Raw genomic sequence first — 24,401 nt, 5'->3', positions numbered from 1 at the left:
AGTAATTTTGTCGGAGTGATCTTTTGCAGGAGACTTACTGTGTAGGTTTAGTTTCCATGTTTTACAGGCATGACGAAACTTCCTGCAAGGCGGCGAGAAAGAAGTTGTAGGAAGAGAGCAAGGCACTCATGTCGAGTGTGAAAAAAACGGGCGGGGGGGCGCAAAAAAACGGGGAGCTCAGTGGCTCCCCGGTGTTCAAGCGCAATCAGCTGTTGGGCAGCAGACGGCAGGTGATGCTTTTGATGTAGCGGGTTTCAGCGATGGCCGGATGCACCGGATGATCCGGACCCTGACCGCCACGTTCGAGCATCTGGATGTTGCGGTCCAGATGACGGGCGCTGGTCAGCAGGATGTTCTGCAGATCGTCTTCCGGCAGGTGCATGGAGCACGAAGCACTGACCAGAATGCCGTCCTTGGTCAGCAGGCGCATGGCTTGCTCGTTGAGACGACGGTAGGCGCCTTCGCCGTTCTTCATGTCTTTCTTGCGTTTGATGAAGGCCGGCGGATCGGCAACGATCACGTCGAAGCGCTCTTCGCTGGCTTTCAGTTCCTTCAGCGCTTCAAAGACGTCGCCTTCGATGCAGGTCATCTTGTCAGCGAAGCCGTTCAGCGCGGCGTTGCGCTCGACGCCGTCGAGGGCGAATGCAGAGGCGTCGACGCAGAACACTTCGCTGGCGCCGAACGCAGCGGCCTGCACGCCCCAGCCACCGATGTAGCTATAGAGATCAAGTACGCGTTTGCCCTTGGCGTAAGGTGCCAGGCGCGCGCGGTTCATGCGGTGATCGTAGAACCAGCCGGTTTTCTGCCCTTGGATGACCGGCGCTTCGAACTTCACACCGTTCTCTTCCAGCGCGACCCATTCCGGCACCAGACCGAATACGGTTTCGACGTAGCGGTTGAGGCCTTCGGCGTCGCGGGCGGCGGAATCGTTCTTGAACAGGATGCCGCTTGGCTTGAGCACTTGGGTCAACGCGGCGATCACGTCGTCTTTGTGCGCTTCCATGGTCGCCGAGGCGATCTGCACCACGAGGATGTCGCCGAAGCGATCGACCACCAGACCCGGCAGCAGGTCGGAGTCGCCGTAGACCAGACGATAGAACGGCTTGTCGAACAGACGCTCGCGCAACGACAGCGCGACGTTCAGGCGATGCACCAGCAGCGACTTGTCGAGGGCCAGTTTGATGTCGCGCGACAGCAGGCGCGCGCAGATCAGGTTGTTCGGGCTCATGGCGACGATGCCCAACGGCTTGCCGCCAGCGGCTTCGAGCACCGCCTGATCGCCGGCTTTGAAGCCATGCAGAGGCGTGGCGGCCACGTCGATTTCGTTGCTGTAGACCCACAAGTGGCCGTTGCGCAGGCGACGGTCGGCGTTGGCTTTGAGGCGCAGGCTAGGCAGGGACATGACGTCGCTCCGGAAAAAAGAGCGGGAGTATAGCGTGTTGACGCGTGCTCCGGTCTGGCCTGCGATGAAAAGCGGATGGCCCCTTCGCGAGCAGGCTCGCTCCCACACTTGGAATGCATTCACCTGTGGGAGCGAGCCTGCTCGCGAAAGCGATTTCAGCTCTTATGCAGCCAGTGCGTCGATCAGGGCCTGACTGAACGCTGGCGCATCATCCGGCTGGCGGCTGCTGATCAGGTTGCCGTCCTTGACCACTTCCTGGTCGACCCAGTTGACCCCGGCATTGACGAGATCGTCCTTGACCGTTTTGTAGCTGGTCATGGTCTTGCCATTGACCAGTCCTGCCGAGATCAGCAACCAGCTGCCGTGGCAGATCACGGCAATCGGCTTGCCCGCCGAAGCGGCAGTCTTGACCAGATGCTGAGCATCCTGATCGATACGGATGGTGTCGGAATTCTGCACACCGCCCGGCAGCAGCACGGCATCGTATTGATCGACGCTCACAGCCTGGAAAGTGTTGGTGACGGGGAAGTCGTCGGCCGGTTTGTCATGGTTCCAGCCTTTCACCGTGCCAGCCTCGGCGGAAAGGATATCGACCTGCACGCCGGCCTGCTCCAGGGCATCCTTGGGGCCGGTCAGTTCGACCTGTTCGAAACCATCGGTAACCAAAATAGCGACGCGTTTGCCATTGAGGGAAATTGCCATCGGTAAGCTCCTGAGTCTGTGGAGATTTTGCCTTCGCAGCGGACCGATGAGGTCCGATGCGCCCTACAGATTCCGAAGCCTGGGCACAGATGAAAGTTCCGGCGATGTGCCCATCGGTGTGTCGCCCTGCGGTTTCAGCGGTTAGAATCGCCGCCTGCCCCGGAGTGTGTACTTATGTCCCAAGAGCTGACCACCGAACAGATTCAACAATCGCTGCAAGGCATCAGTGTGCCGGCGCAACCGCAGATCATGGTGGATCTGCAAATGGAGCAGTACATGCCCGACCCGGACCTGGAGGTGATCGCCAAACTGATCTCCCAGGACCCCGGTCTGTCCGGCGCGCTGCTGAAAATCGTCAACTCGCCGTATTACGGCCTGAGCAACAAGATCACCTCGATCCAGCGTGCGGTAAACCTGTTGGGCAGCCGCTCGATCATCAACCTGATCAACGCGCAGTCGATCAAGGGCGAGATGAACGACGACACCATCGTCACCCTCAACCGTTTCTGGGACACCGCGCAGGATGTGGCGATGACCTGCCTGACCCTGGCCAAGCGCATCGGCACCCAGGCCGGTGACGAAGCCTATGCGTTGGGCCTGTTCCACGATTGCGGCGTGCCATTGATGCTGCAGCGTTTCCCCAATTACATGACCGTGCTGGAAGAGGCCTACGCCAGCGCCAGCCCGGAATGCCGCGTGGTCGATACGGAAAACCGTGTGTTCAACACCAACCACGCTGTGGTCGGTTACTACACCGCCAAGTCCTGGCGCCTGCCGGAGCATGTCAGCGCCGCCATTGCCAACCACCACAACGCGCTGGCGATTTTCAGCGACGAATCGTCGAAGAACAGCCAACTGAAGAATTTGCTGGCGATTCTGAAAATGGCCGAGCACATCTGCGCCTCTTATCGCGTGCTGGGCAACCAGAGCGAGGATTTCGAGTGGAGCGCGGTCGGCCCGCTGGTGCTCGATTACGTCGGTCTGTCGGACTACGACTTCGAAACACTCAAACAAACGATTCGCGACCTCGGCGCGCATTGATCCGAGGACACCATGCCTGAACTGCCGGAAGTCGAAACCACCCGTCGCGGGATCGCCCCGCACCTGGAAGGCCAGCGGGTCAGCCGGGTCATCGTCCGCGACCGGCGCCTGCGCTGGCCGATCCCCGAAGACCTCGATGTGCGCCTGTCCGGGCAGCGCATCGTGCTGGTCGAGCGGCGCGCCAAATACCTGTTGATCAACGCCGAGATCGGCACGCTGATCAGCCATTTGGGCATGTCCGGCAATCTGCGTCTGGTCGAGGCCGGGTTGCCGGCGTTGAAGCACGAGCACGTCGACATTGAACTGGAGTCGGGACTGGCCCTGCGCTACACCGATCCGCGACGCTTCGGTGCGATGCTGTGGAGCAACGACCCGCTCAATCACGAACTGCTGATTCGCCTCGGGCCGGAGCCGCTGACCGATCTGTTCGATGGCGAAAGATTGTTCAAGCTGTCACGCGGGCGCTCGATGGCGGTCAAGCCGTTCATCATGGACAACGCGGTGGTGGTCGGGGTCGGCAATATCTACGCGACCGAAGCGCTGTTCGCCGCCGGCATCGATCCGCGCCGCGAAGCCGGGGGCATCTCCCGCGGGCGTTACTTGAAACTGGCAATCGAGATCAAGCGCATCCTCGCCGCCGCCATCGAGCGAGGCGGCACAACATTGCGCGACTTCATTGGCGGAGACGGTCAGCCGGGATACTTCCAGCAGGAACTGTTTGTCTACGGCCGCGGTGGTCAGCATTGCAAGGTCTGCGGTAGCGGCCTGCGCGAAGTGAAGCTGGGCCAGCGCGCCAGCGTGTTTTGCCCGCGCTGCCAGACCTGAAAAAATCCTTCGGTCTATAGTGAGAAGTCTTACTGCTCAGCCCGAAGGATCGTGCCATGAAAGTCCTGCAAGTCTTCTTCGTCACGCTGCTGTTGTGTTCCAGCCTGGCCGTTCAGGCCTCGGAAACCGGCAGCGGTGATCCGCGTTACACCATCCAGAATCCCCCGGCCTACGCCATGCTTGGCGACCTGCTGATTGCCCGGCCCTTGCTGGTGGTGGCCACGGTGATCGGTGCGGGAGCGTTTGTGGTGTCGTTGCCGTTTACCGCACTGGGCGGCGGTGTTGGCGATGCCGGTCAGGCGCTGGTGGTCGACCCGGCGAAAGCGGCGTTTGTGCGGTGTCTGGGGTGTACAGGGGAGGGGTTCGAGCAGCGCGAGTGAGCTGATCGGGTTTCAGTGGTGTGGCTGATGGCCCATTCGCGAGCAGGCTCGCTCCCACAGGGGAATGCATTGCAAATGTGGGAGCGAGCCTGCTCGCGAAGAGGGCGGTACAGGCGCTGAAGTGATCAGGCCTTGCCGGTGATCTTGCGGTACTTCTCCATCAACTGTTCTTCAGTCTCCGGATGGGCTTCGTCCAGTGGAATGCAATCCACCGGGCAGACCTGCTGGCACTGCGGCTCGTCGTAGTGGCCGACGCACTGGGTGCACAGGTTCGGGTCGATCACGTAGATCTCTTCGCCTTGGGAAATGGCGGCGTTCGGGCACTCGGGTTCGCAGACGTCGCAGTTGATGCAATCGTCGGTGATGATCAGGGACATGCTAACTCCAGCCGGGGCGGCAGGCCCGGGCGCTATAAATCAATGCGCGCAATTGTGCCGCATTGGCGAGCGCAGTGCACGCGGGGGCGATCAAGGGCACGAGACTGCAATCTTCAAAAGCAAAGATCGCAGCCTGCGGCAGCTCCTACTTTTTAAAGCGCAGGGTCAGCGCGTCGGCCACAGCCGGGTGGACGAACTTGCTGATATCGCCGCCCAGCGCGGCAATCTCCCGCACCAGCGTCGAGGAAATGAACGAATAACGCTCCGACGGCGTGAGAAACAGGCTCTCCACATCCGGTGCCAGTTGGCGGTTCATGTTGGCCAGCTGGAATTCGTATTCGAAGTCCGACACCGCGCGCAGACCACGCAGGAACACATTGGCGTTCTGCTCTTTGGCGAAATGCGCGAGCAGCGTCGAGAAACCGACCACTTCCACGTTCGGCAGGTGTTTGGTGACCTCGCGAGCCAGTTCGACCCGTTGTTCCAGCGGGAACAGCGGGTTCTTTTTCGGGCTGGCGGCGACCGCAATGATCACGTGATCGAACAGGCGCGAGGCGCGTTCGACCAGATCGCCATGGCCCTTGGTAATAGGGTCGAAGGTACCTGGGTACAACACTCGGTTCATCGCGTCGTCCTGGCGGGAGTCCGTTGGGGAGTCGGATGGTATCGCAGCCTTCCCGGTCGGCCAAGTCGCCTGTTGGGTAAGAAAGCACTATAGACGATAGGAATACTCTGCTTTTTCATGGATTTTTCAGTCGGTCAGCCAAGGCTGTCGCCAGTTGCGCGGTCAGGCCATACACCGACAGCTGGGGGTTGGCGCCGATGCTGGTGGGAAAAAGCGAGCCGTCGTGAATCGACAGATTGCGCAGTTGATGATGGCGACCGAGGCTGTCGGCAACTGCGCTTTGCGGATCTTCACCCATCGCACAACCACCCATCACATGGGCGCTACCGAGTCGCGTGCGGTACAGCTCCAGGCTCAGTCCATCGATCATTGAGCGCGCCTCGGCCAGGGTCTTCACATAGCGGCCGTCGGCGTGCATCGGCATTACCGATTGCGCGCCGCCGGCGAACTGGATTTCGGCCATGACGTGAAAGGCCCGGCGCAAACCGTCCCAGGCGTACTGCGAAACCTGATAGTCGAGCACTGGCGAGCCATCACTGCGCAGCTCCACCGAGCCACCGCTGCTGTCCGGATGGAAGCCATCGCGCAGCAGCGCCAGCATCGCGTGGGTGTGCGGCAGGTCGGCCATGTGTTGCGCGTTCTCCCGGCCGAAACCACCCAGCAACGTGGCCGCCAGCGCCGGATGCAGCGGTGGCACTTCAAGTTTGAACGCCATCGGCCCGGTGGTGCCGTCCTTCCATTGAAAATGGTCGGAATAAATCGACTGCGGCGCGCCGTAGAACGGATTGACCACCTCGGCGAAACGCGCGGCGGACATGTTCACCGGGTGCAGAAAGGTGCGCTTGCCCACGCGCTCATGCGGATCCGGCGCGTCGGAGCGCAGCAACAGCGCCGGGCTGTTGATGCCGCCGCCGGCCAGCACGTAATGCCGCGCCTTGACGGTGATGCTGCGCCCGGTCGGCTCGACGCAGCGCTCGTCCATCGCCACGCAATGCAGCCCGGTAACCTTGTCGCCACTGATCAGCAGTTTCTCCACCCGCGCGAGATACAGCAGCTCGCCGCCCTTTTCCAGCGTCGCCGGGATGGTCGTGACCATCATCGATTGCTTGGCGTTGCTCGGACAGCCCATGCCGCAATAGCCGAGATTCCAGCAACCGCGAACGTTGCGCGGGATCACGTGCCAGCTGTAGCCGAGTTGCTCGCAGCCTTTGCGGATCACATCGTTGTTGGCATTGGGCGGCACCATCCACGGCGCGACCCCGAGGCGCTGCTCCATTTTTTCGAACCACGGCGCCATCTCTGCCGGACTATGGCCTTTGACGTTGTGCTCGCTGGCCCAGTGTTCGAGGGTCGGCTCGGGCGTGCGGAAGCTCGAGGTCCAGTTGATCAGCGTCGTACCGCCGACCGCGCGGCCCTGCAGGATCGTGATCGCGCCGTCCTTGCTCATGCGCCCGATGCCTTCCTGATAGAGGCTGCTGTAGGCCTCGTCTTCGAGCAGTTTGAAATCCGAACTGGTCTTCAGCGGGCCTTCTTCGATCAGCAGGACTTTGTAGCCGGCCGCGCTGAGGATCTCCGCCGTGGTGCCGCCGCCGGCGCCACTGCCGATGATCGCCACGTCGGCTTCGAGGGTGAGGTCGTCGCTCAGTTGCGCGCCGTTGTAGGTTTTCCAGCCTCGGGCGAGGCCTTCGCGGAAGGGATCGGGTACGGGCATCGGTCAGGTTCTCTTTATTATTCTGGATGCGGGTGTGTGTGGCGGCTGGCCCCTTCGCGAGCAGGCTCGCTCCCACAGGGACATGCATTTCAAATATGGGAGCGAGCCTGCTCGCGAAGGCCGCGCCCCGGTTTCAGACCTTAGGCGGCCCGGGATAACCGCAATGCGCCCAGGATTCGGCGCGGGTGTACCAGGCCATCATCACCATTTGCTGCAACGAGCTATGGCCCATGCGCAGCAAGCTCAGTGAACTGTTCTCCCAGCGTTCGAGGAAATGCCGCATCGCTTCAGGGCTGGCGTTTTCCCAACTGCCCCAGATGCCGGTGAGCGGGCCACGGGTCACGGCCATGCCCAGCACGTCGAACAGTTGCCGAGTGAGCTTGAGCATTTCCGGCGACACGTGATCGAGGCTGTAGTCCAGCGACTTCAGCGTGCCGTCGACCGCCGCGGGCATTTCCCCGGTGGCAACGGCGCCGTCGAGCATCACCGGGATCAGCGCGCGCAGGAACAGCAGATCGCCGTCGCGCAAAACGACAAAGCCGTTGGCGCTGACGCTCGACGAGCAGCCAGTGAGGCTGGCGCCAAGGCCGGCGGTGGCGAGAAACGCGGTGGCGCCGAGGCTGAATTTCAGCAGGCCACGGCGCGACAGGGCGGGTGTTTCGGTCAGGCTTGGGTGCATTGTTGTTATTACCCGGCGTCGACGAACGTTTAGCGAATGAACAGTTTCTGAATCAGTTTCTGAATCGATCTGCCGTAGGGCGGGTAGATCAGCCGGGCCGCATTGAAGCGCTGTTTGATCAGCACACCCTTGGCCTTGCTGAAGGTCAGGAAACCTTCGTGGCCGTGGTAATGGCCCATGCCCGAGGGGCCGATGCCACCGAAGGGCATGTCGTCCTGAGCCACATGCAACAAGGTGTCGTTCAGGCACACACCGCCGGAATGGGTCTCGTGCAGTACGCGATGCTGCTCGCGTTTGTCGTAGCCAAAGTAGTAAAGAGCCAGAGGACGAGGCCGCTGATTGATGTAAGCGAATGCCTGCTCCAGATCGCGATAAGGCACGATTGGCAGCAACGGGCCGAAGATTTCGTCCTGCATCACGGTCATTTCATCGCTGACATTGAGCAGCACGCTGTGCGGCATGCGTCGGCCCTGGCCTTGTTCGAACAGCGGGATCAGCAGCGCGCCCTTGCTGGTCGCGTCGCTGACGTAACCGTTCAGTCGGGCCAACTGGCGTTCGTTGATGATCGCGGTGTAGTCGGCGTTGTCGGCCAGGGTCGGGTAGAAGCCTTTCACAGCCTGGCGATAGGCCTCAACGAAAGCGCCGACGCGGTCTTCCGGCACCAGCACATAGTCAGGCGCGACGCAGGTCTGCCCGGCGTTGAGGGTCTTGCCGAAGGCGATGCGTTCGGCGGCGTCCTTGAGCGGTACGTCTCTGGAGACGATGGCCGGCGACTTGCCGCCCAGTTCCAGGGTGACCGGCGTGAGGTTTTCCGCCGCAGCGCGCATGACGTGTTTGCCGACGCTGGTGGAACCGGTGAACAGCAAATGATCGAACGGTAGACGCGAGAACGCCACGCCGACATCCGCTTCGCCCAGCACCACGCTAACCAGGTCTTCGGGAAAGATCCGCGCCAGCAGTTCTTTGAGCAGCAGTCCGGTGGCCGGGGTCGATTCGCTGAGCTTGAGCATCACCCGGTTGCCGGCAGCAAGGGCGCCGACCATCGGCCCCACGGCCAGATACAGCGGGTAGTTCCACGGCACGATCACGCCGACCACGCCCAGCGGCTGATAAACCACCTTCGCCGAAGCAGGCTGGAACGCCATGCCAACCTTGCGTCGCGAGGGCTTCATCCAGTTTTTCAGGTGACGACTGGCGTAGTGAATGCCGTGCAGGCTCGGCATCAGCTCGGCGAGCAGGGTTTCGTCGGCGCTGCGGTGACTGAAATCGGCGCTGATCGCGTCGATCAATGCCTGCCGCTCAGCGCTGAGCAGATCGCGCAAAGCCTTGAGCCATTGCTGACGTTGCGCGGCCGGTGGCATCGGGTTGGCGGCGTACGCGGCCCGTTGTGCCTGGAACTGCCGATCGAGGGTTTCAAGAGGCTGTTGCAGCGTTTGCAGGTAGGCAATGTCGGCAGTCATCGCGGGCTCCGGATTTTATTGTAGTGAGCACTTTTTAGAGTCTAAGCTCTAGAAAGTCAAACGACTTCCGCGCACGTCAGTGTTTTATCCATTTCCGGTTAGGTCGTAAGATGCGCCGTCTACGCACTCTGAATTAAAGCTCAAGCCATGGCCCCACGAATAAAAACCAGCGAGCGCATCGTTCAGAACAGCCTGGAGCTGTTCAATCAGCAGGGCGAGCGCAGCGTCAGCACCAACCACATCGCCGCGCACATGGAGATTTCTCCGGGCAACCTGTACTACCACTTCCCCAACAAGCAGGCGATCATCGCCGTGCTGTTCAGTGAGTACGAAGCCCTGGTGGACAGCTTTTTGCGCCCGCCCCAGGGTCGCCCGGCGACCGTCGAGGACAAGCGTTTCTATCTCAAGGAACTGCTCTCGGCCATGTGGCGCTACCGTTTCCTGCATCGTGACCTTGAGCATCTGCTCGACAGCGATGCGGAACTGGCCGCGCGTTATCGGCGTTTCTCCCAGCGCTGCGTGATCCAGGGGGCCGCAATCTACGAAGGTTTTGTCGCCGCCGGCATCCTGAAAATGGATCGCGTGCAGATCGAGTCGCTGACCCTCAACGCGTGGATCATCCTGACCTCGTGGGTGCGTTTTCTGTGCACCACGCGGGAAAACTCCAACCACCTCAGCGAACAGGCCGTGAAGCGTGGCGTGTATCAGGTGCTGGTGCTGGAAGCAGGGTTTGTTACCGATCAGGCGCGGGATGAAGTCAACGCATTGTTCGACGAGTTCTACGTGCCGCTGGCGCAGGCCCTTGAAGACGTGAAATAAACCGTTCAGCCGAATTCCACAGGAGCCCGTTATGTCGATTGCGCAGTTGATCAGCCCACAAGCACTGGACGCTCGCAAAGAGCAGCCGGGGCTGGTGATTCTCGATTGTCGTTTTGCCCTCGAAGATCCGGATTACGGTCAGCGCAGCTACGCCGAAGGGCACATTGCCGGGGCGAGTTTCGCCGATCTGGAACGTGATCTGAGCGGTAAAGTCGAGAAGGGCGTGACCGGGCGTCATCCGTTGCCCGAGCCGGCGGCGCTGATCGAACGCCTGCAAGCCTGGGGCATCAGCAACGACAGCGATGTGGTTCTGTATGACGACGGCCCGGGTGCATACGCGGCGCGGGCGTGGTGGTTGCTGGCATGGCTGGGCAAGCGCGACGGCGTATTCATTCTCGATGGCGGGCTCAAAGCCTGGCACGCCGCCGGCCTGCCGCTGAGCCTGGACCCGCCGAGCGTGACGCCGGGTAACTTCAGCGGTCAGCCGGACATGAGCCTGTTGCTCAGCGCCGAACAATTGCAGCAGCGCCTCGGCCAGCCAACCCTGACCCTGCTCGACGCCCGCGCCTTGCCGCGCTTCAAGGGCGAAGTGGAACCGATCGATCCGGTCGCCGGACACATTCCCGGCGCGCAGTGCGCGGCGTTCACCGACAACCTCGGCAGTGATGGACGGTTTTTGCCGGCCGAGCAGCTCAAGCAGCGCTTTGCCGCGAAACTGGGTGATCGCTCACCGTCGGAACTGGTCGCCTACTGCGGCTCCGGGGTGACGGCGTGTCACAACCTGTTCGCACTGTGCCTGGCCGGCTACCCGCTGGGTGCGCTGTATGCCGGATCGTGGAGCGAATGGATCAACGAGCCATCGCGCGGCATTGCCACGGGCGAATAAACTCAGCGATCTCCTGTAGGAGTGAGCCTGCTCGCGAAGGCGTCCTGTCAGGCATTGAATTTCCAGACTGACACACCGCGATCGCGAGCAGGCTCACTCCTACAGGGGATATGCGGTGTTCACACACTGGTCTCGGCCAGCCATTGCGGGATGCGCCGCTCCAGGTAATACCCGGGCCGGCGCACCGAGCCGTCGACAAAACCGACATGACCGCCACGCGCCTGCAATTCGAACCGGGTGCAGGCTGACAACTCGTCGGCTTGCGGCAGACTGTGGGGAAATACGAACGGATCGTCCGCCGCCTGAATGATCAGCGTCGGCGTGCGGATCTCGCCGAGGTAGTAGCGGCTCGAGGCGCGGCGGTAATAATCCTCGGCATCATTGAAGCCATGCAGCGGCGCGGTAACCCGGCCGTCGAAATCCCAAAACGTACGCATGTTCTCCAGCGAGCCGAGCGCGGCCAGTTTCGCCAGGCCGTCTTCGCGCCCGTCATGCTGGAACTGACGCTGCTTGTTCCTGATGTAGGCGACCATCTCTCGCATGAAGTGCGCCTGATACACCCGCGAAAATCCTTGGCCGATACGATCGGCACATTGATCGAGACGGAACGGTACCGACACCGCCACCGCGCCGAGCACACCGCTGTTGCTGCCGGTTTCGCCCAGATGCTTAAGCAGCACATTACCGCCCAGCGAATAGCCGACCGCGTACAACGGCGCCAACGGTCGTTTCGCGCGCAGGTGCTGGATGGCTTCGGCAAGGTCTTCGCTGGCGCCGGAGTGGTAGCTGCGCGGCAACAGATTCGGCTCGCCGGAACAACCGCGCCAGTTCAGCGCGACGCTGGCCCAGCCCTGCTCGGCCAAGGCCTTTTGAATGCCCGCCACATAGGGCGAATTGGAAGAGCCGGTCAAACCGTGCAGCACCAGGACCAACGGCGCCTCGGCGCTGTGCGGGCCGTGCCAGTCGAGGTCGAGGAAGTCGCCGTCCTCAAGCCACAGGCGTTCGCGTTCGCGCTCGATGTGCACGGTCTTGCGCCACAGCGGCCCCCACAGGGTTTGCAGATGCGGATTGCCGAGGCCGAAGGCGGGGATGAAGCGTTCTGGCGAAGGGGGCACGATGATTCTCGATGGGCTTGTGGCGAGGAAGCTCGCCCCCTCGCCGCAGGTTGCTTGGGACCTTGTCAGCCGGCGATGTCCGCCGTGCGCTGCCACAGCGCGTAAAAAACCCGACCGGATTTCTGTTCACGATGCAGACGCCAGTTGCCCGGCAGGCCCAGCGTCGATGGCGCTGTTTCGCTTTCAGTGTAGATCCACGAATCGGCCGCCAGCCATTGGCGCTCTTCCAGCAAGGTACAAACCGCTGGCAACAGGTTCTGGTTGAACGGTGGGTCGAGGAACACCAGATCGAACGGCGTCGCGGTCTGGGTTTCCAGGTAGCGCAGCGCGTCGGCGGTCTGTACCTGACCGTTGGTGCAGCGCAGGGTGCCGAGGTGTTCTTTCAGGCTGGACACTGCAACGTTGCTCGCGTCCAGGGCCTGGGCCGTGGCCGCGCCACGGGACAGCGCTTCGAGAAACAGCGCGCCGCTGCCGGCGAACGGGTCGAGCACTTTCGCCCCTTCGACATAGGGCGCGAGCCAGTTGAACAGGGTTTCACGCACGCGATCCGGGGTCGGGCGCAGGCCCGGTGCGTCGGGGAAGCTCAGCTTGCGGCTGCGCCACTGGCCGCCAATGATGCGCAGCTGGTTCACGCCGTTGTGCATGTTTTGCACAGGTTTTTTCGGTGTTCGAGTGGCCATTAATGCTCCGGAACCCCGAGCGGTTGCTCGGCAGGTTTATCAGATGGGGCCGGTAACGGCTTTTGCGGCACGGTCGGGCCAGCGGTGACGATGACCATTTTCTCCGTGCTCAGGTGTTTGTTCAGCGCAGCGCGGACTTGCTCTACGGTCAGGCTCTGCGACTGACGCATGAAATCGTCGAGATAGCTCAGCGGCAGATTATAGAAGCCCATCGCGCCGAGCTGGCCAACGATGTCGGCGTTGCTCGCGGTGGACAGCGGGAAGCTGCCGGCCAGTTCGCGCTTGGCATCGTCGAGTTCTTTCTGTGTCGGCCCGGTTTTCAGGTAGTCGGCGAGTACGTCCTGCACCAGTTTCAGGGTGCCTTCGCTCATCTCGGCGCGGGTCTGCAGATTGATCATGAACGGCCCACGGGCCTGCATCGGGCTGAACGCCGAATACACGCCGTAGGTCAGGCCGCGCTTCTCGCGCACTTCGCTCATCAGGCGCGTACCGAAACCACCGCCGCCGAGGATCTGGTTGCCCAGCGACAGCGCGGCGTAATCCGGATCGTCGCGATCGATGCCCAGTTGCGCGAGCATCAGGTTGGTCTGTTTCGACGGAAACTCGATGTGGTTGACGCTGGCCTTCGGTTCCTGCGGTGCGGCGATTTTCGCCAGTGCCGGGCCTTTCGGCAGGGCAGAGGAGACCTGATTGGCGATCGCCTCGGCTTCGGCTCGCGACAGGTCGCCGACCAGTGCAATCACAGCGTTGCCGGCGGCGTAGGCCTTGGCGTGGAACTCGCGCAATTGCTCGACCGTGATCTTCGGCACGCTTTGGGCATTGCCATCGCTGGAATGCGCGTATGGGTGATCGCCGTACAGACGCTTCATCAGCTCGAGGCTTGCGAGTTTGCCGGGGTTCTGTTTCTGGTATTCGAAACCGGCGAGCAACTGGTTCTTGATGCGCGCGAAGGAGTCGGCGGGGAAGGTCGGTTTGCCGACCACATCGGCGAACAGCTTCAACGCCGGTTCACGCTGCTCAGGTGCGCTCAGACTGCGCAGCGAAGCCAGCGCCATGTCCTTGAACGCACCGTTGCCGAAGTCGGCGCCGAGGCCTTCAAACCCTTGAGCGATGGCGCCGACGTCTTTGCCGGCAATGCCTTCGTTGAGCATGGCGTTGGTCAGCACGGCGAGGCCGGGGACGTTGCCATCCTGGCTGCTGCCAGCGGCGAAGATCAGGCGCATGTCGAACATCGGCAGCTCATGCGCTTCGACAAACAGCACTTTCGCGCCTTCAGCAGTGTTCCAGGTCTGCACATCAAGCTTGCGGCTGGCCGGAGCCTTGCCGTCGAGTTCGGCCAGCGATTGCAGTTTCTGGCTGGACTTGGCGTTATCCAGTGCTTCGCTGGCCTTGCTGTCAGCGCTTGGCGACAAATAAACCGCTGCCGAGCCGATCACTGCGACAGCAATCAGGCCAAGCAGCATCAGGCGTGGGGTTTTGCGCTCACTCATGAGTCGTCTCCATTGGCAGGACGTGGGCGACGCTGAGACGTTCGCGGGTGAAATACTTTTTCGCGGCGTTCTGGATGTCTTGCGGGGTCACGCTTTCCAGATCGGCCAGTTCGGTGTCCATCAGCTTCCACGACAGGCCGACCGTTTCCAGTTGACCGATCGCGGTGGCCTGGCTGGTGATCGAGTCACGCTCGTAGACCAGGCCGGCGATGACTTGAGCGCGGACGCGTTCCAGCTCTTCGGCAGACGGCGCGGTGGTTTTCAGTTGCTCAAGCAATTTCCACAAGCCGGCTTCGGCCTGGGCGATGGTCTTTTTCTTCTGCGTATTTGGCGTGGCCGACAGGGTGAACAGGCTGTCGCCACGGGTATAGGCGTCATAGTCCGACGAGCCGCCGGAGACCAGCTCTTCGCCGCGTTCCAGTTGCGCCGGGATGCGTCCGCTGTAGCCGCCGTCGAGCAGCGCCGAGATCAGGCGCAAGGCGTTGACCGAGCGTTTGTCTTCAGCGGTTGCAATGCTCGGCACGTTGAAGCCAAGCATCAGGCTCGGCAGTTGGGTCTGCACGCGCAGGGTGATCTGGCGTTCGCCGGGCTCGGCCAATTCCAGCGGTTTTTTCGCCGGTGGCACGTCGCGTTTGGCGATAGGGCCGAAATAACGCTGGGCGAGGGTTTTCACTTCGTCCGGAGTGACGTCACCGACCACCACCAGCGTGGCGTTGTTCGGCGCGTACCAGGATTGATACCAGTGGCGCAGTTCCTCGACTTTCATACGGTCGAGGTCAGCCATCCAGCCGATGGTCGGCGTGTGATAACCGCTGGCCGGGTAGGCCATGGCCTTGTAGCGCTCGTAAGCCTTGGACATCGGCTTGTCATCGGTGCGCAGGCGGCGCTCTTCCTTGATGACTTCGATTTCCTTGGCAAACTCGTCGGCCGGCAGGCGCAGGTTGGCCATGCGGTCGGCTTCCAGCTCGAAGGCCACGCCGAGGCGATCGCGAGCCAGCACCTGGTAATAAGCAGTGAAGTCGTCGCTGGTAAAGGCGTTCTCTTCGGCGCCAAGGTCGCGCAGGATCAGCGAAGCTTCGCCGGGGCCGACTTTTTCGCTGCCCTTGAACATCATGTGCTCGAGCGCGTGGGACAGACCGGTCTGGCCCGGAGTCTCGTAGCTGGAGCCGACCTTGTACCAGATCTGCGAAACGACCACCGGCGCACGATGGTCTTCGCGCACGACGACCTTGAGGCCGTTGTCGAGGGTGAATTCATGGGTCGGTTGCGGGTCGGCCGCCAGGGCCGAAAGGGGCAGGCAGACTGCGCTGAGCAGCAGGCCAGCAGCGCGGCGGGCAAGAGCATTCATTCGTTTTTCAACCTGTTGGGCTGCCCGCTTGGTCTTAGCGTCAGCGGGCGAGAGGGTGCTAGGATACTGATCCGTTTTACTGGCGGCCACGCCTATCAGGTTTCGATACCCGGTCAGGCTGTATGGGTTTGTCGCGGATAGCAGCAGTTTTTCATCTGTACTGCGCGTTTTCGCCGACGATGCCGCTCCAGTCCTTCGTGTTAATTGAAGTTTGAGGTGCCTTCGGTGCCTCGACAAAATGTTGCGCGTGAACAAGCTGGGTGAAACACAGTCTGTTCTGCATCGAATATTTATTTGCCGGGGCGCCCTGTTGGCGCGTCGCTACCGTGAGATAGCCGTCCTCCATGTTTGGTTCCAACGACGACAAGAAGAGCCCAGCTGCGGCTGGCGAGAAGAAAAGCCTGTTCGGATGGCTGCGGAAGAAACCGCAAGAACCCGTCGTCGAACAGCCGCCCGCGATTCCTGAGCCGGCCCCCGCGCCAGCACCTGTAATAGAAGAAGAGCCGGCGCCGATTGTGCTGCCGATCGCCGAGCCGGTGCTGCAACCGGAGGTTGAGGCCGAGCCCGAAACGCCGGCCGCTGCCGAGTTGCCGCTGACGCCCGCCGCCGAGCCGTGGCTGACCTTGCCAGTGGCAGAAGAACCGGTCGCGCTGGTTGAAGAAGCAGCGCCGCATGTGACGCCAGTGATTCCTGCGCCGGTTGCCGAAGTGGCTGCGCAGCCTGTGCCTGAGCCGGTTGCCGAGCCAGCGCCGATCATTTCTGAACCCGCCGCCCCGGTTGTTCCGCCGTCGGAGCCTGCACCGATTGCCGCTGCGCCGGTTGTCGCTCCGGTCGTGCCGGTCGAAGTCCCTGTAGAAGCGCCAGTCGAAACCCCGCGCACCGAAGAAACCAAAGCCGGCTTCTTCGCCCGTCTCAAGCAAGGCCTGTCGAAGACCAGTGCCAGCATCGGCGAGGGCATGGCCAGCCTGTTCCTCGGGCGCAAGACCATCGACGATGACCTGCTCGACGACCTCGAAACCCGTCTGCTCACCGCCGACGTCGGCGTCGAAGCCACCACGCAGATCATCCAGCGCCTGACCCAGAAGGTTGCACGCAAGGAGCTGGCCGACGCCGACGCCTTGTACAAATCCTTGCAGGCCGAATTGGCCGCGATGCTCAAGCCGGTTGAACAGCCGCTGAAAATCGCCTCGCAGAACAAGCCGTTCGTGATTCTGGTGGTTGGCGTCAACGGCGCCGGCAAAACTACCACCATCGGCAAACTGGCGAAGAAGCTGCAGCTGGAAGGCAAGAAAGTCATGCTGGCGGCCGGTGACACCTTCCGTGCAGCGGCCGTGGAGCAATTGCAGGTCTGGGGCGAGCGCAACAAGATTCCGGTGATCGCCCAGCACACCGGCGCTGATTCCGCTTCGGTGATCTTCGACGCGGTGCAAGCGGCCAAGGCCCGTGGCATCGACGTGCTGATCGCTGACACCGCCGGTCGTCTGCACACCAAAGACAACCTGATGGAAGAGCTGAAAAAGGTTCGCCGGGTGATCGGCAAGCTCGACGCCGACGCCCCGCACGAAGTGCTGCTGGTGCTCGACGCCGGCACCGGCCAGAACGCCATCAACCAGGCCAAGCAGTTCAACCAGACCGTCGAACTGACCGGTCTGGCCCTGACCAAGCTCGACGGCACCGCCAAGGGCGGGGTGATTTTCGCCCTGGCCAAGCAATTCGGCCTGCCGATCCGCTACATCGGCGTCGGTGAAGGCATCGACGATTTGCGCACCTTTGAAGCCGAACCCTTTGTCCAGGCACTGTTTGCCGAGCGGGAGCGTTCATGATTCGTTTCGAACAGGTCGGTAAACGCTACCCGAACGGTCACGTCGGCTTGCATGAGCTGAGCTTTCGAGTCCGTCGTGGCGAGTTCTTGTTTGTCACCGGTCACTCCGGTGCCGGTAAATCCACGCTGTTGCGCCTGTTGCTGGCAATGGAACGGCCGACCAGCGGCAAACTGCTGCTCGCCGGGCAGGACCTGAGCACCATCAGCAACGCGCAGATTCCGTTCCTGCGCCGACAGATCGGCGTGGTGTTCCAGAATCACCAGTTGCTGTTCGATCGTACAGTGTTCAACAACGTCGCCTTGCCGCTGCAGATCCTCGGCCTGTCCAAGGTCGAGATCGCCAAGCGCGTCGATTCGGCGCTGGAACGCGTGGCACTGTCGGACAAATCCGATCTGTACCCGGGCGATCTGTCCACCGGTCAGCAACAGCGCGTCGGCATTGCCCGCGCCATCGTCCATCGCCCGGCCTTGCTGCTGGCAGACGAACCGACCGGTAACCTCGACCCGCGTCTGGCGGCGGAGATCATGGGCGTGTTCGAAGACATCAACCGTTTGGGCACCAGCGTGCTGATCGCCAGTCACGACCTGGCACTGATCGCGCGCATGCGTCATCGCATGCTGACCCTGCAACGCGGCCGCCTGATCGGCGACGGGGAGGCCGGGGTATGAGTGCGACACGCAGTCCGAAGGTTTCCGAGCGCGTGGCCCCGAAGGCCGCCGATCCGCAACCGCAGAAAAAGAAAAAGCACGACGATGACGACGGCCCGGACTTCGCCACGCTGTTTCGCGCCTGGATCGAAAGCCATCGCGCCAGCCTGCTCGACAGCCTGCGCCGCCTCGGCAAGCAGCCGATCGGCAGCTTCTTCACCTGCATGGTGATGGCCGTGGCGTTGAGTCTGCCGATGGGGCTGTCGCTGTTGCTCAACAACGTTGAGCGTCTTGGCGGTTCCTGGCAGCGCGCGGCGCAGATTTCCCTGTACCTGCAACTCGACGCCAGCCCGGAGCAGGGTGAAGCGCTGCGTGAGCAGATCAAAGGCATGCCCGGCGTCGCTGATGCCGAATATGTCGGCCGCGATCAGGCGCTGGAAGAATTCCAGCAGCAGTCCGGCCTGGGCGAAGCCCTGCGTGAGCTGCCTGACAACCCGTTGCCGGGTGTGGTGCTGGTGACACCGAACGAAGTCGACAAGCCGACACTCGAAGCATTAAGACAAAAACTTTCCGAGCTGCCGAAGGTACAACAGGCGCAACTTGATCTAGTCTGGGTCGAGCGTCTGGCCGCCATCCTCAAGCTTGGCGACCGCTTTGTCTTCGGTCTGACGGTATTGTTGGTGTCTGCATTACTTTTGGTGATAGGCAATACCATTCGTCTTCATATTGAAAACCGCCGCACCGAGATAGAAGTGATTAAACTCGTCGGCGGCACTGACAGTTATGTGCGCCGCCCTTTCCTGTATATGGGCGCGTTGTATGGCTTCGGTGCAGGGCTGTTGTCCTGGGGCGTATTGGCGTTCGGCCTCAATTGGCTGAACGATGCGGTGGTCGGACTGGCCGGTTTGTACGGCAGTGATTTCGCCCTGGCCGGCGTGCCAGTGGCCGACGGTCTGTCGCTCTTGCTTGGCGCGGTGCTGTTGGGTTATATCGGTGCATGGATTGCAGTCGCACGTCATCTCAGGGAGCTGGCGCCGAAGTAGAATCTTTTTTGCGCGTGATTGACCTTGCGGTTTTTATGGGAACTTGTACCTGAGTTCCCGGTCAATTTTTCGCAGTGCCGAGAGGCACGAGTATGTGAGTGGGAGGTTTTTTCGTATGACCAATTCTTTGCAACCTGCGTATGCGCTGGTTCCGGGTGCGAACCTGGAAGCCTATGTGCACACCGTCAACAGCATTCCATTGCTGACGCCGGAGCAGGAGCGTGAACTGGCCGAGAGTCTCTACTATGAGCAGGATTTGGGGGCGGCTCGGCAGATGGTGCTCGCCCACCTGCGTTTCGTCGTACACATTGCCCGTAGCTATTCCGGCTACGGTCTGGCTCAGGCTGACCTGATCCAGGAAGGTAACGTCGGACTGATGAAGGCCGTCAAGCGCTTCAACCCGGAAATGGGTGTGCGTCTGGTGTCGTTCGCCGTGCACTGGATCAAGGCGGAAATTCACGAGTTCATCCTGCGCAACTGGCGCATTGTGAAAGTCGCGACCACCAAGGCCCAGCGCAAGCTGTTCTTCAACCTGCGCAGCCAGAAGAAGCGTCTGGCGTGGCTGAACAACGAGGAAGTCCACCGTGTGGCGGAAAGCCTCGGCGTCGAACCACGTGAAGTGCGCGAGATGGAAAGCCGCCTGACCGGCCACGACATGGCCTTCGACCCGGCTGCCGAAGCCGACGACGACAGTGCTTTCCAGTCGCCGGCCAACTATCTGGAAGACCACCGGTACGACCCGGCGCGTCAACTGGAAGATGCCGACTGGAGCGACAACTCCAACACCAACCTGCACGAAGCACTGGAAGTGCTGGACGAGCGCAGCCGTGACATCCTCTACCAGCGCTGGCTGGCAGAAGAGAAAGCCACGCTGCACGACCTGGCGCAGAAGTACAACGTGTCGGCCGAGCGAATCCGTCAGCTCGAAAAGAGCGCGATGAACAAGCTCAAGTTGTCGATCGCCGCGTAAGCGGCGCATCAGCAATAAAAAACGCCCCGATCAGCGATGATCGGGGCGTTTTCATTTCTGTTTCAACACCAATCCCTGTGGGAGCGAGCCTGCTCGCGAATGCGGTTTATCAGTCACATCAACACAGGCTGACACACCGCTTTCGCGAGCAGGCTCGCTCCCACATTGGAATTTCGGTGTTATTCAGCCCAAGGCGCCCGCCGCGAATCGTTCAGCCCGAGCAAATAACTGTCCCCGCCCAACTGACTCATCTGCTGCCGAATCCACCCGGCACGTCGCGATACATAACCGGTCGGATGACTCGCGCTCCACACCCGTGGATTGGGCAGTACGGCAGCCAGATAACTCGCCTGCTGGCGCGACAATGACTTCGCGCTCACGCCAAAGTGGTGGCGGGCCGCCGCTTCAGCGCCAAATACGCCGTCATCCCACTCGACGCTGTTCAGGTACACCTCAAGAATCCGCTGCTTGGGCCAGAACACCTCGATCAGCGCGGTAAACCACGCCTCCAGGCCTTTGCGCAGATAGCTGCGGCCGGACCAGAGAAAGAGATTTTTCGACACCTGCTGGCTCAAGGTGCTGGCACCGCGAATCGAACCGCCCAGTTCGTTGTGGGCCAGAGCGGCCTGAATCGCGCGCAGATCGAAGCCCCAGTGCTCGGGGAATTTCTGGTCTTCGCCAGCAATTACCGCCACTTTCAGGTCATCGGAGATCTCGTTCCACGGTTTCCAGGTGCGCTGCAGGTCAATCGGCTCGCCGTCGACCCAGGATTCGACCTTGCGCTCGACCATCAACGCCGTACCCGGCGGTGGCACGAAGCGGAACACCAGCACCAGCAAGACGCTGCCGCCGGCGAACCAGAGCAGAGCCTTCGTGAGACGACGGAAAATTGAACGCAGCATAGAGATGGCTTGGCCGAACCCGTGGAGCGGGCCATTATACAGACCCTGCCGATGGCGTCTGACTGGAGTTCCCCATGCTGCGTGGCTTTTTGATGCTGGCCGCTTTTTTCGGATTCACCGGTGTTGCGCTCGGTGCGTTTGCCGCCCACGGCCTGAAAAACCGTCTGACGCCGGAATACCTGACGATTTTCCACACCGGCGTCACCTACCAACTGGTGCACGCACTCGCGCTGTTCGGCGTTGCGCTGCTGGCCACGCAGATTCAAGGGCGCCTGATTACTTGGGCCGGCCTGTCCTTCACCGTCGGCATTGTGTTGTTCTCCGGCAGCCTGTATCTGCTGACCATGACCGGCATCAGCAAACTCGGCATCATCACGCCGTTCGGAGGCCTGGCGTTTCTCATCGGTTGGGTTTGCCTCGGCCTCGCCGCCTGGCGCTTGCAGCCAACCGCTTGACGCTTGGTACTGACCTTTAGGTCATGATCGGGCTAGAATGCCAGCCCCTAAAAATGATGGCGGCGTTGTGCATGCGCATTCAGTTGAACGGCGAGTCCTTTGAATTGCCCGACGGTGAAACCGTTGCGGGCCTGATCACCCGTCTGGATCTGGCCGGACGTCGGGTGGCGGTCGAGCTCAATCTGGACATCGTCCCGCGCAGCCAGCATGCCGACACCACATTGAACGACGGCGACAACGTCGAAGTGGTCCACGCCATCGGCGGCGGCTGATTGTCCCGGCCCGCAAGGGCACAGAATTTTGCAAGACCCTCACCCTTAAAGAGGATTCCCCATGAGCATCGTTCGTAGCGACAAGCCTTTTGTGCTGGCCGGTCGTACTTACCAGTCGCGTTTGCTGGTCGGTACCGGCAAGTACCGTGACATGGAAGAAACCCGCCAGGCCATCGAAGCCTCGGGTGCCGAGATCGTCACCTTCGCCGTGCGCCGCACCAACCTGGGCCAGATCGAAGGCGAGCCGAACCTGCTCGAAGTGCTGTCGCCGGATCGCTACACCTTCCTGCCGAACACTGCCGGTTGCTACGACGCCATCGAAGCCGTGCGCACCTGCCGCCTGGCCCGTGAGCTGCTCGACGGCCACAATCTGGTGAAGCTGGAAGTGCTGGCCGACCAGAAAACCCTGTTCCCCAACGTGATCGAAACCCTCAAGGCCGCCGAAACCCTGGTCAAGGAAGGCTTCGACGTGATGGTCTACACCAGCGATGACCCGATCATCGCTCGCCAGTTGGCGGAAATCGGCTGCATCGCCGTGATGCCGCTGGCCGGTCTGATCGGCTCCGGTCTGGGCATCTGCAATCCGTACAACCTGCAGATCATCCTCGAAGAAGCCAAGATCCCGGTGCTGGTGGATGCCGGTGTCGGGACCGCTTCCGACGCGACCATCGCCATGGAGCTGGGTTGCGACGCCGTACTGATGAACTCGGCCATCGCCCACGCCCAGCAACCGGTGATGATGGCCCAAGCCATGCAGCACGCCATCGTCGCCGGTCGCCTGGCGTACCTCGCCGGCCGCATGCCGAAAAAACTCTATGCCAGCGCCTCTTCGCCGCTGGATGGTCTGATCAAGTAAGAGCCATTGATGACTGAATCGAACGACACGCCTGTCCAGCCGGACGAAGGCGACGAGCGCCAACACCGCCGCATCAAGAGCTTCGTGATGCGCGCCGGGCGCATGACCGAAGGCCAGCAACGCGGCCTGGACCAGGGCGCGCCGCTGTACGTGCTGCCGCTGGCCGATGCGCCGGTCGATTACGACCAGGTGTTCGGCCGCTCGGCGCCGCGCTCGCTGGAAATCGGTTTCGGCATGGGCCACTCGCTGCTGGAAATGGCCGCAGCTGCCCCAGAGCAGGATTTCATCGGTGTGGAAGTGCACCGCCCGGGTGTCGGCGCGCTGCTCAATGGCGTGCTGACCCAAGGGCTGACCAACCTGCGGGTCTACGATTGCGACGCGATCGAAGTGCTCAACCGCTGCATCGCCGACAACAGCCTCGATCGTCTGATGCTGTTTTTCCCGGATCCGTGGCACAAGAGCCGCCACCACAAGCGCCGCATCGTCCAGGCCTCGTTCGCCGAACTGGTGCGCAGCAAGCTCAAGGTCGGCGGCATTCTGCACATGGCCACCGACTGGGAACCGTACGCCGAGTACATGCTGGAAGTGATGAGCGTCGCCCCGGGCTACCGCAACCTCGCCGAAGACGGCAAATGCGTCCCGCGCCCGGCCGAACGCCCGATCACCAAGTTCGAACGCCGCGGCGAACGCCTTGGCCATGGCGTGTGGGATCTGAAGTTCGAAAAGATCGCTTAAGCATCACGCAATAAAAACTGTGGGAGCGAGCCTGCTCGCGAAAGCGGTCTGACAATCAACGATGATGTTGGATGTTAAGACGCCTTCGCGAGCAGGCTCGCTCCCACAATTATTTTGTGTATGAGGAGATTACAGGGGGGCAAGAAATCGAGCGGGCACCTGCTCTGTCAACCAGACGCCATTTTCGGCCTGATAGAACTTGAAGCCCTGTTCTTCCATCTGCTTCGCGGCAACCTTCAGAACGACTGGCGTTCCGTAGCGTTGACCCACGGCCGACGCGGTGGCGATCTCATCGGACAGATGCACCTGATGGCGTTGTCCTGGAATCAAGCCTTGTTCGTGGATCGAGTCGAGAAAACGCGTCGCTGTTCCGTGGTAGAGCGTTTGCGGTGGCTGTTTCTGCTCGAATTGCAGATCAACGCTTTTCGTCGAGTGGCCTTGAACAGCGCGTATACAGTGGCCATCAGCGGAAATCGTAAAACGCTTCTTGTCACTGCTGGTCACGACGTTTTCAATCAGCTCACGACTTAAATGTCTGCCATCACGCGCCGCGCCGCTGATCAGTGCGTCGATATTTGCCCAGCCATCCGAATCCAGCGTAAGACCAATCGCTTGAGGCTGGTGACGCAACACGAAGCTGAGAAATTTGCTCGTCTCATCCAGTAGTTTTTTACTCATGAACTTCCCTTTCATTGCAATCAACTGTGGGAGCGAGCCTGCTCGCGAAAGCGGTCTGACAATCAACGATGATGTTGGATGTCATGACGCCTTCGCGAGCAGGCTCGCTCCCACATTTCGTTTCGGGGTGTTTGCGGGGTCAGCGGCGGTCAGCAACCACGCCGATCAGCACCAGTACCACCAGCAGCACCGGCGCCAGGCTGTAGTTGTTGAACTGGCTCAGGCCTTTGATCACCCACGGCGTGGCGTAGATCAGCGCGGCGCCGCTGCCGATCAGGCAGAGCAGGGCCATCAGGGGCACGCGCAGGGCGCCGGCGATGCTGCCCAGGCGTTGTTCGACCCAGCCTTTGAAGTCAGCGCCGAACAGCACCAGCAGGCAACCGACCAGCGCCAGAGCGATTTCCGAGAGATTGCTGCGGCTCCAGCGGGAGACGGTGGCCAGCAGGTCGAGTATCAAATCCATGCGTTTTCCCTTTGAGC

Annotated in this window: 28 protein-coding genes; 13 read left to right on the top strand and 15 right to left on the bottom strand. The window is 61.5% G+C overall.

Annotated features, from left to right (window positions below; genetic code table 11):
• Positions 1-205: 205 nt before the first annotated feature.
• On the bottom strand, positions 206-1,402 hold the full coding sequence (locus J5M66_RS01215) for a class I SAM-dependent rRNA methyltransferase (protein ID WP_016772700.1): 1,197 nt from the start codon (positions 1,400-1,402) through the stop codon (positions 206-208).
• A 162-nt stretch (positions 1,403-1,564) separates the two neighbouring features.
• Positions 1,565-2,104: a type 1 glutamine amidotransferase domain-containing protein gene (locus J5M66_RS01210; protein WP_207807526.1), complete on the bottom strand. Its 540-nt coding sequence runs from the start codon at positions 2,102-2,104 to the stop codon at positions 1,565-1,567.
• A 228-nt stretch (positions 2,105-2,332) separates the two neighbouring features.
• Between J5M66_RS01210 and J5M66_RS01205 the strand changes: the two genes are divergently transcribed.
• From J5M66_RS01205 to J5M66_RS01195, 3 genes are read left to right on the top strand one after another with little or no spacing between them, the layout of a single operon-like run.
• Entirely contained in the window at positions 2,333-3,145 is an 813-nt protein-coding gene (locus J5M66_RS01205; RefSeq protein WP_160769650.1) for an HDOD domain-containing protein, read from the top strand.
• A 12-nt stretch (positions 3,146-3,157) separates the two neighbouring features.
• Positions 3,158-3,970 carry a bifunctional DNA-formamidopyrimidine glycosylase/DNA-(apurinic or apyrimidinic site) lyase gene (gene mutM, locus J5M66_RS01200; protein ID WP_207807525.1) on the top strand — a complete coding sequence of 271 codons (813 nt, stop codon included), beginning with the start codon at positions 3,158-3,160 and terminating at the stop codon, positions 3,968-3,970.
• A gap of 56 nt (positions 3,971-4,026) precedes the next feature.
• On the top strand, positions 4,027-4,350 hold the full coding sequence (locus J5M66_RS01195; RefSeq protein ID WP_076564452.1) for a multidrug transporter: 324 nt from the start codon (positions 4,027-4,029) through the stop codon (positions 4,348-4,350).
• Positions 4,351-4,475: 125 nt separating this feature from the next.
• Here the strand turns inward: J5M66_RS01195 and J5M66_RS01190 are convergent, their stop codons facing one another.
• The 5 genes from J5M66_RS01190 to J5M66_RS01170 all read right to left on the bottom strand — a co-directional run bounded on the left by J5M66_RS01190 (position 4,476) and on the right by J5M66_RS01170 (position 9,202).
• Complete coding sequence (locus J5M66_RS01190) at positions 4,476-4,727, bottom strand: YfhL family 4Fe-4S dicluster ferredoxin (protein WP_003195146.1); 252 nt, start codon at positions 4,725-4,727, stop codon at positions 4,476-4,478.
• Between the two features lie 145 nt (positions 4,728-4,872).
• Positions 4,873-5,352, bottom strand: coding sequence for a pantetheine-phosphate adenylyltransferase (gene coaD, locus J5M66_RS01185; protein WP_003229157.1), 480 nt, complete (start codon positions 5,350-5,352; stop codon positions 4,873-4,875).
• Between the two features lie 115 nt (positions 5,353-5,467).
• Positions 5,468-7,063: a GMC family oxidoreductase gene (locus J5M66_RS01180; RefSeq protein ID WP_207807524.1), complete on the bottom strand. Its 1,596-nt coding sequence runs from the start codon at positions 7,061-7,063 to the stop codon at positions 5,468-5,470.
• 133 nt (positions 7,064-7,196) lie between these two features.
• On the bottom strand, positions 7,197-7,742 hold the full coding sequence (locus J5M66_RS01175) for a twin-arginine translocation pathway signal protein (RefSeq protein WP_122698597.1): 546 nt from the start codon (positions 7,740-7,742) through the stop codon (positions 7,197-7,199).
• Between the two features lie 29 nt (positions 7,743-7,771).
• Positions 7,772-9,202: a coniferyl aldehyde dehydrogenase gene (locus tag J5M66_RS01170; RefSeq protein ID WP_207807523.1), complete on the bottom strand. Its 1,431-nt coding sequence runs from the start codon at positions 9,200-9,202 to the stop codon at positions 7,772-7,774.
• A 147-nt stretch (positions 9,203-9,349) separates the two neighbouring features.
• On the opposite strand from J5M66_RS01170, the gene J5M66_RS01165 reads away from it, so the two are divergent.
• Both J5M66_RS01165 and J5M66_RS01160 read left to right on the top strand, forming a co-directional pair.
• Entirely contained in the window at positions 9,350-10,021 is a 672-nt protein-coding gene (locus J5M66_RS01165; protein WP_016772708.1) for a TetR/AcrR family transcriptional regulator, read from the top strand.
• Positions 10,022-10,052: 31 nt separating this feature from the next.
• Positions 10,053-10,907: a sulfurtransferase gene (locus J5M66_RS01160; RefSeq protein WP_073471025.1), complete on the top strand. Its 855-nt coding sequence runs from the start codon at positions 10,053-10,055 to the stop codon at positions 10,905-10,907.
• 119 nt (positions 10,908-11,026) lie between these two features.
• Here J5M66_RS01160 and J5M66_RS01155 read toward each other — a convergent pair whose 3' ends face one another.
• The 5 genes from J5M66_RS01155 to J5M66_RS01135 form a co-directional block, all read right to left on the bottom strand.
• Positions 11,027-12,022: a hydrolase gene (locus J5M66_RS01155; RefSeq protein WP_133335890.1), complete on the bottom strand. Its 996-nt coding sequence runs from the start codon at positions 12,020-12,022 to the stop codon at positions 11,027-11,029.
• Between the two features lie 65 nt (positions 12,023-12,087).
• The gene (gene rsmD, locus J5M66_RS01150; RefSeq protein ID WP_123441743.1) at positions 12,088-12,702 is read right to left on the bottom strand and encodes a 16S rRNA (guanine(966)-N(2))-methyltransferase RsmD; all 615 of its coding nucleotides are present in this window, start codon (positions 12,700-12,702) and stop codon (positions 12,088-12,090) included.
• Positions 12,702-14,192, bottom strand: coding sequence for a pitrilysin family protein (locus tag J5M66_RS01145; RefSeq protein WP_207807522.1), 1,491 nt, complete (start codon positions 14,190-14,192; stop codon positions 12,702-12,704). Before J5M66_RS01145 ends, rsmD begins: the two co-directional genes overlap by 1 nt.
• Positions 14,185-15,540: a pitrilysin family protein gene (locus J5M66_RS01140; RefSeq protein WP_207807521.1), complete on the bottom strand. Its 1,356-nt coding sequence runs from the start codon at positions 15,538-15,540 to the stop codon at positions 14,185-14,187. Before J5M66_RS01140 ends, J5M66_RS01145 begins: the two co-directional genes overlap by 8 nt.
• A 151-nt stretch (positions 15,541-15,691) precedes the next feature.
• A complete protein-coding gene (locus J5M66_RS01135) occupies positions 15,692-15,886 on the bottom strand; it encodes a hypothetical protein (RefSeq protein ID WP_016772713.1) in 195 nt (64 codons plus the stop codon).
• Here J5M66_RS01135 and ftsY point away from each other — a divergent pair.
• The 4 genes from ftsY (at position 15,885) to rpoH (ending at position 20,023) form a co-directional block, all read left to right on the top strand.
• The gene (gene ftsY / locus J5M66_RS01130; protein WP_123441740.1) at positions 15,885-17,363 is read left to right on the top strand and encodes a signal recognition particle-docking protein FtsY; all 1,479 of its coding nucleotides are present in this window, start codon (positions 15,885-15,887) and stop codon (positions 17,361-17,363) included. The two genes, J5M66_RS01135 and ftsY, sit on opposite strands and share 2 nt — an antisense overlap.
• The gene (ftsE, locus tag J5M66_RS01125) at positions 17,360-18,031 is read left to right on the top strand and encodes a cell division ATP-binding protein FtsE (RefSeq protein WP_016772715.1); all 672 of its coding nucleotides are present in this window, start codon (positions 17,360-17,362) and stop codon (positions 18,029-18,031) included. The genes ftsY and ftsE overlap by 4 nt, the downstream gene beginning before the upstream one ends.
• Entirely contained in the window at positions 18,028-19,053 is a 1,026-nt protein-coding gene (gene ftsX, locus J5M66_RS01120) for a permease-like cell division protein FtsX (protein WP_016772716.1), read from the top strand. The genes ftsE and ftsX overlap by 4 nt, the downstream gene beginning before the upstream one ends.
• 115 nt (positions 19,054-19,168) lie before the next feature.
• Positions 19,169-20,023, top strand: coding sequence for an RNA polymerase sigma factor RpoH (gene rpoH, locus J5M66_RS01115; protein ID WP_016772717.1), 855 nt, complete (start codon positions 19,169-19,171; stop codon positions 20,021-20,023).
• A gap of 179 nt (positions 20,024-20,202) precedes the next feature.
• Here the strand turns inward: rpoH and mtgA are convergent, their stop codons facing one another.
• Complete coding sequence (mtgA, locus tag J5M66_RS01110; protein ID WP_095181330.1) at positions 20,203-20,925, bottom strand: monofunctional biosynthetic peptidoglycan transglycosylase; 723 nt, start codon at positions 20,923-20,925, stop codon at positions 20,203-20,205.
• A gap of 74 nt (positions 20,926-20,999) precedes the next feature.
• Here mtgA and J5M66_RS01105 point away from each other — a divergent pair, with 74 nt between their 5' ends.
• The 4 genes from J5M66_RS01105 (at position 21,000) to trmB (ending at position 23,243) form a co-directional block, all read left to right on the top strand.
• Positions 21,000-21,380 carry a DUF423 domain-containing protein gene (locus J5M66_RS01105; RefSeq protein ID WP_207807520.1) on the top strand — a complete coding sequence of 127 codons (381 nt, stop codon included), beginning with the start codon at positions 21,000-21,002 and terminating at the stop codon, positions 21,378-21,380.
• A 71-nt stretch (positions 21,381-21,451) separates the two neighbouring features.
• Complete coding sequence (thiS, locus tag J5M66_RS01100) at positions 21,452-21,652, top strand: sulfur carrier protein ThiS (RefSeq protein ID WP_038861193.1); 201 nt, start codon at positions 21,452-21,454, stop codon at positions 21,650-21,652.
• 61 nt (positions 21,653-21,713) lie between these two features.
• The gene (locus tag J5M66_RS01095; RefSeq protein WP_007964131.1) at positions 21,714-22,508 is read left to right on the top strand and encodes a thiazole synthase; all 795 of its coding nucleotides are present in this window, start codon (positions 21,714-21,716) and stop codon (positions 22,506-22,508) included.
• A gap of 9 nt (positions 22,509-22,517) precedes the next feature.
• Positions 22,518-23,243 (top strand): tRNA (guanosine(46)-N7)-methyltransferase TrmB, encoded by a 726-nt coding sequence (gene trmB, locus J5M66_RS01090; RefSeq protein ID WP_093097446.1) that lies wholly within the window; start codon positions 22,518-22,520, stop codon positions 23,241-23,243.
• Positions 23,244-23,372: 129 nt separating this feature from the next.
• On the opposite strand, the gene J5M66_RS01085 is transcribed toward trmB, so the two are convergent.
• Positions 23,373-23,921 (bottom strand): RNA 2'-phosphotransferase, encoded by a 549-nt coding sequence (locus tag J5M66_RS01085; protein WP_123441738.1) that lies wholly within the window; start codon positions 23,919-23,921, stop codon positions 23,373-23,375.
• Positions 23,922-24,060: 139 nt separating this feature from the next.
• On the bottom strand, positions 24,061-24,384 hold the full coding sequence (locus J5M66_RS01080; protein ID WP_008083808.1) for a DUF3392 domain-containing protein: 324 nt from the start codon (positions 24,382-24,384) through the stop codon (positions 24,061-24,063).
• Positions 24,385-24,401 lie beyond the last annotated feature (17 nt).

Source organism: Pseudomonas sp. 67(2021), from assembly GCF_017491835.1.
GTDB classification, from domain to species: domain Bacteria; phylum Pseudomonadota; class Gammaproteobacteria; order Pseudomonadales; family Pseudomonadaceae; genus Aquipseudomonas; species Aquipseudomonas atacamensis.
The sequence above is the reverse complement of the archived record's forward strand: the minus strand, read 5'-3'. Positions and strand labels throughout refer to the sequence as shown.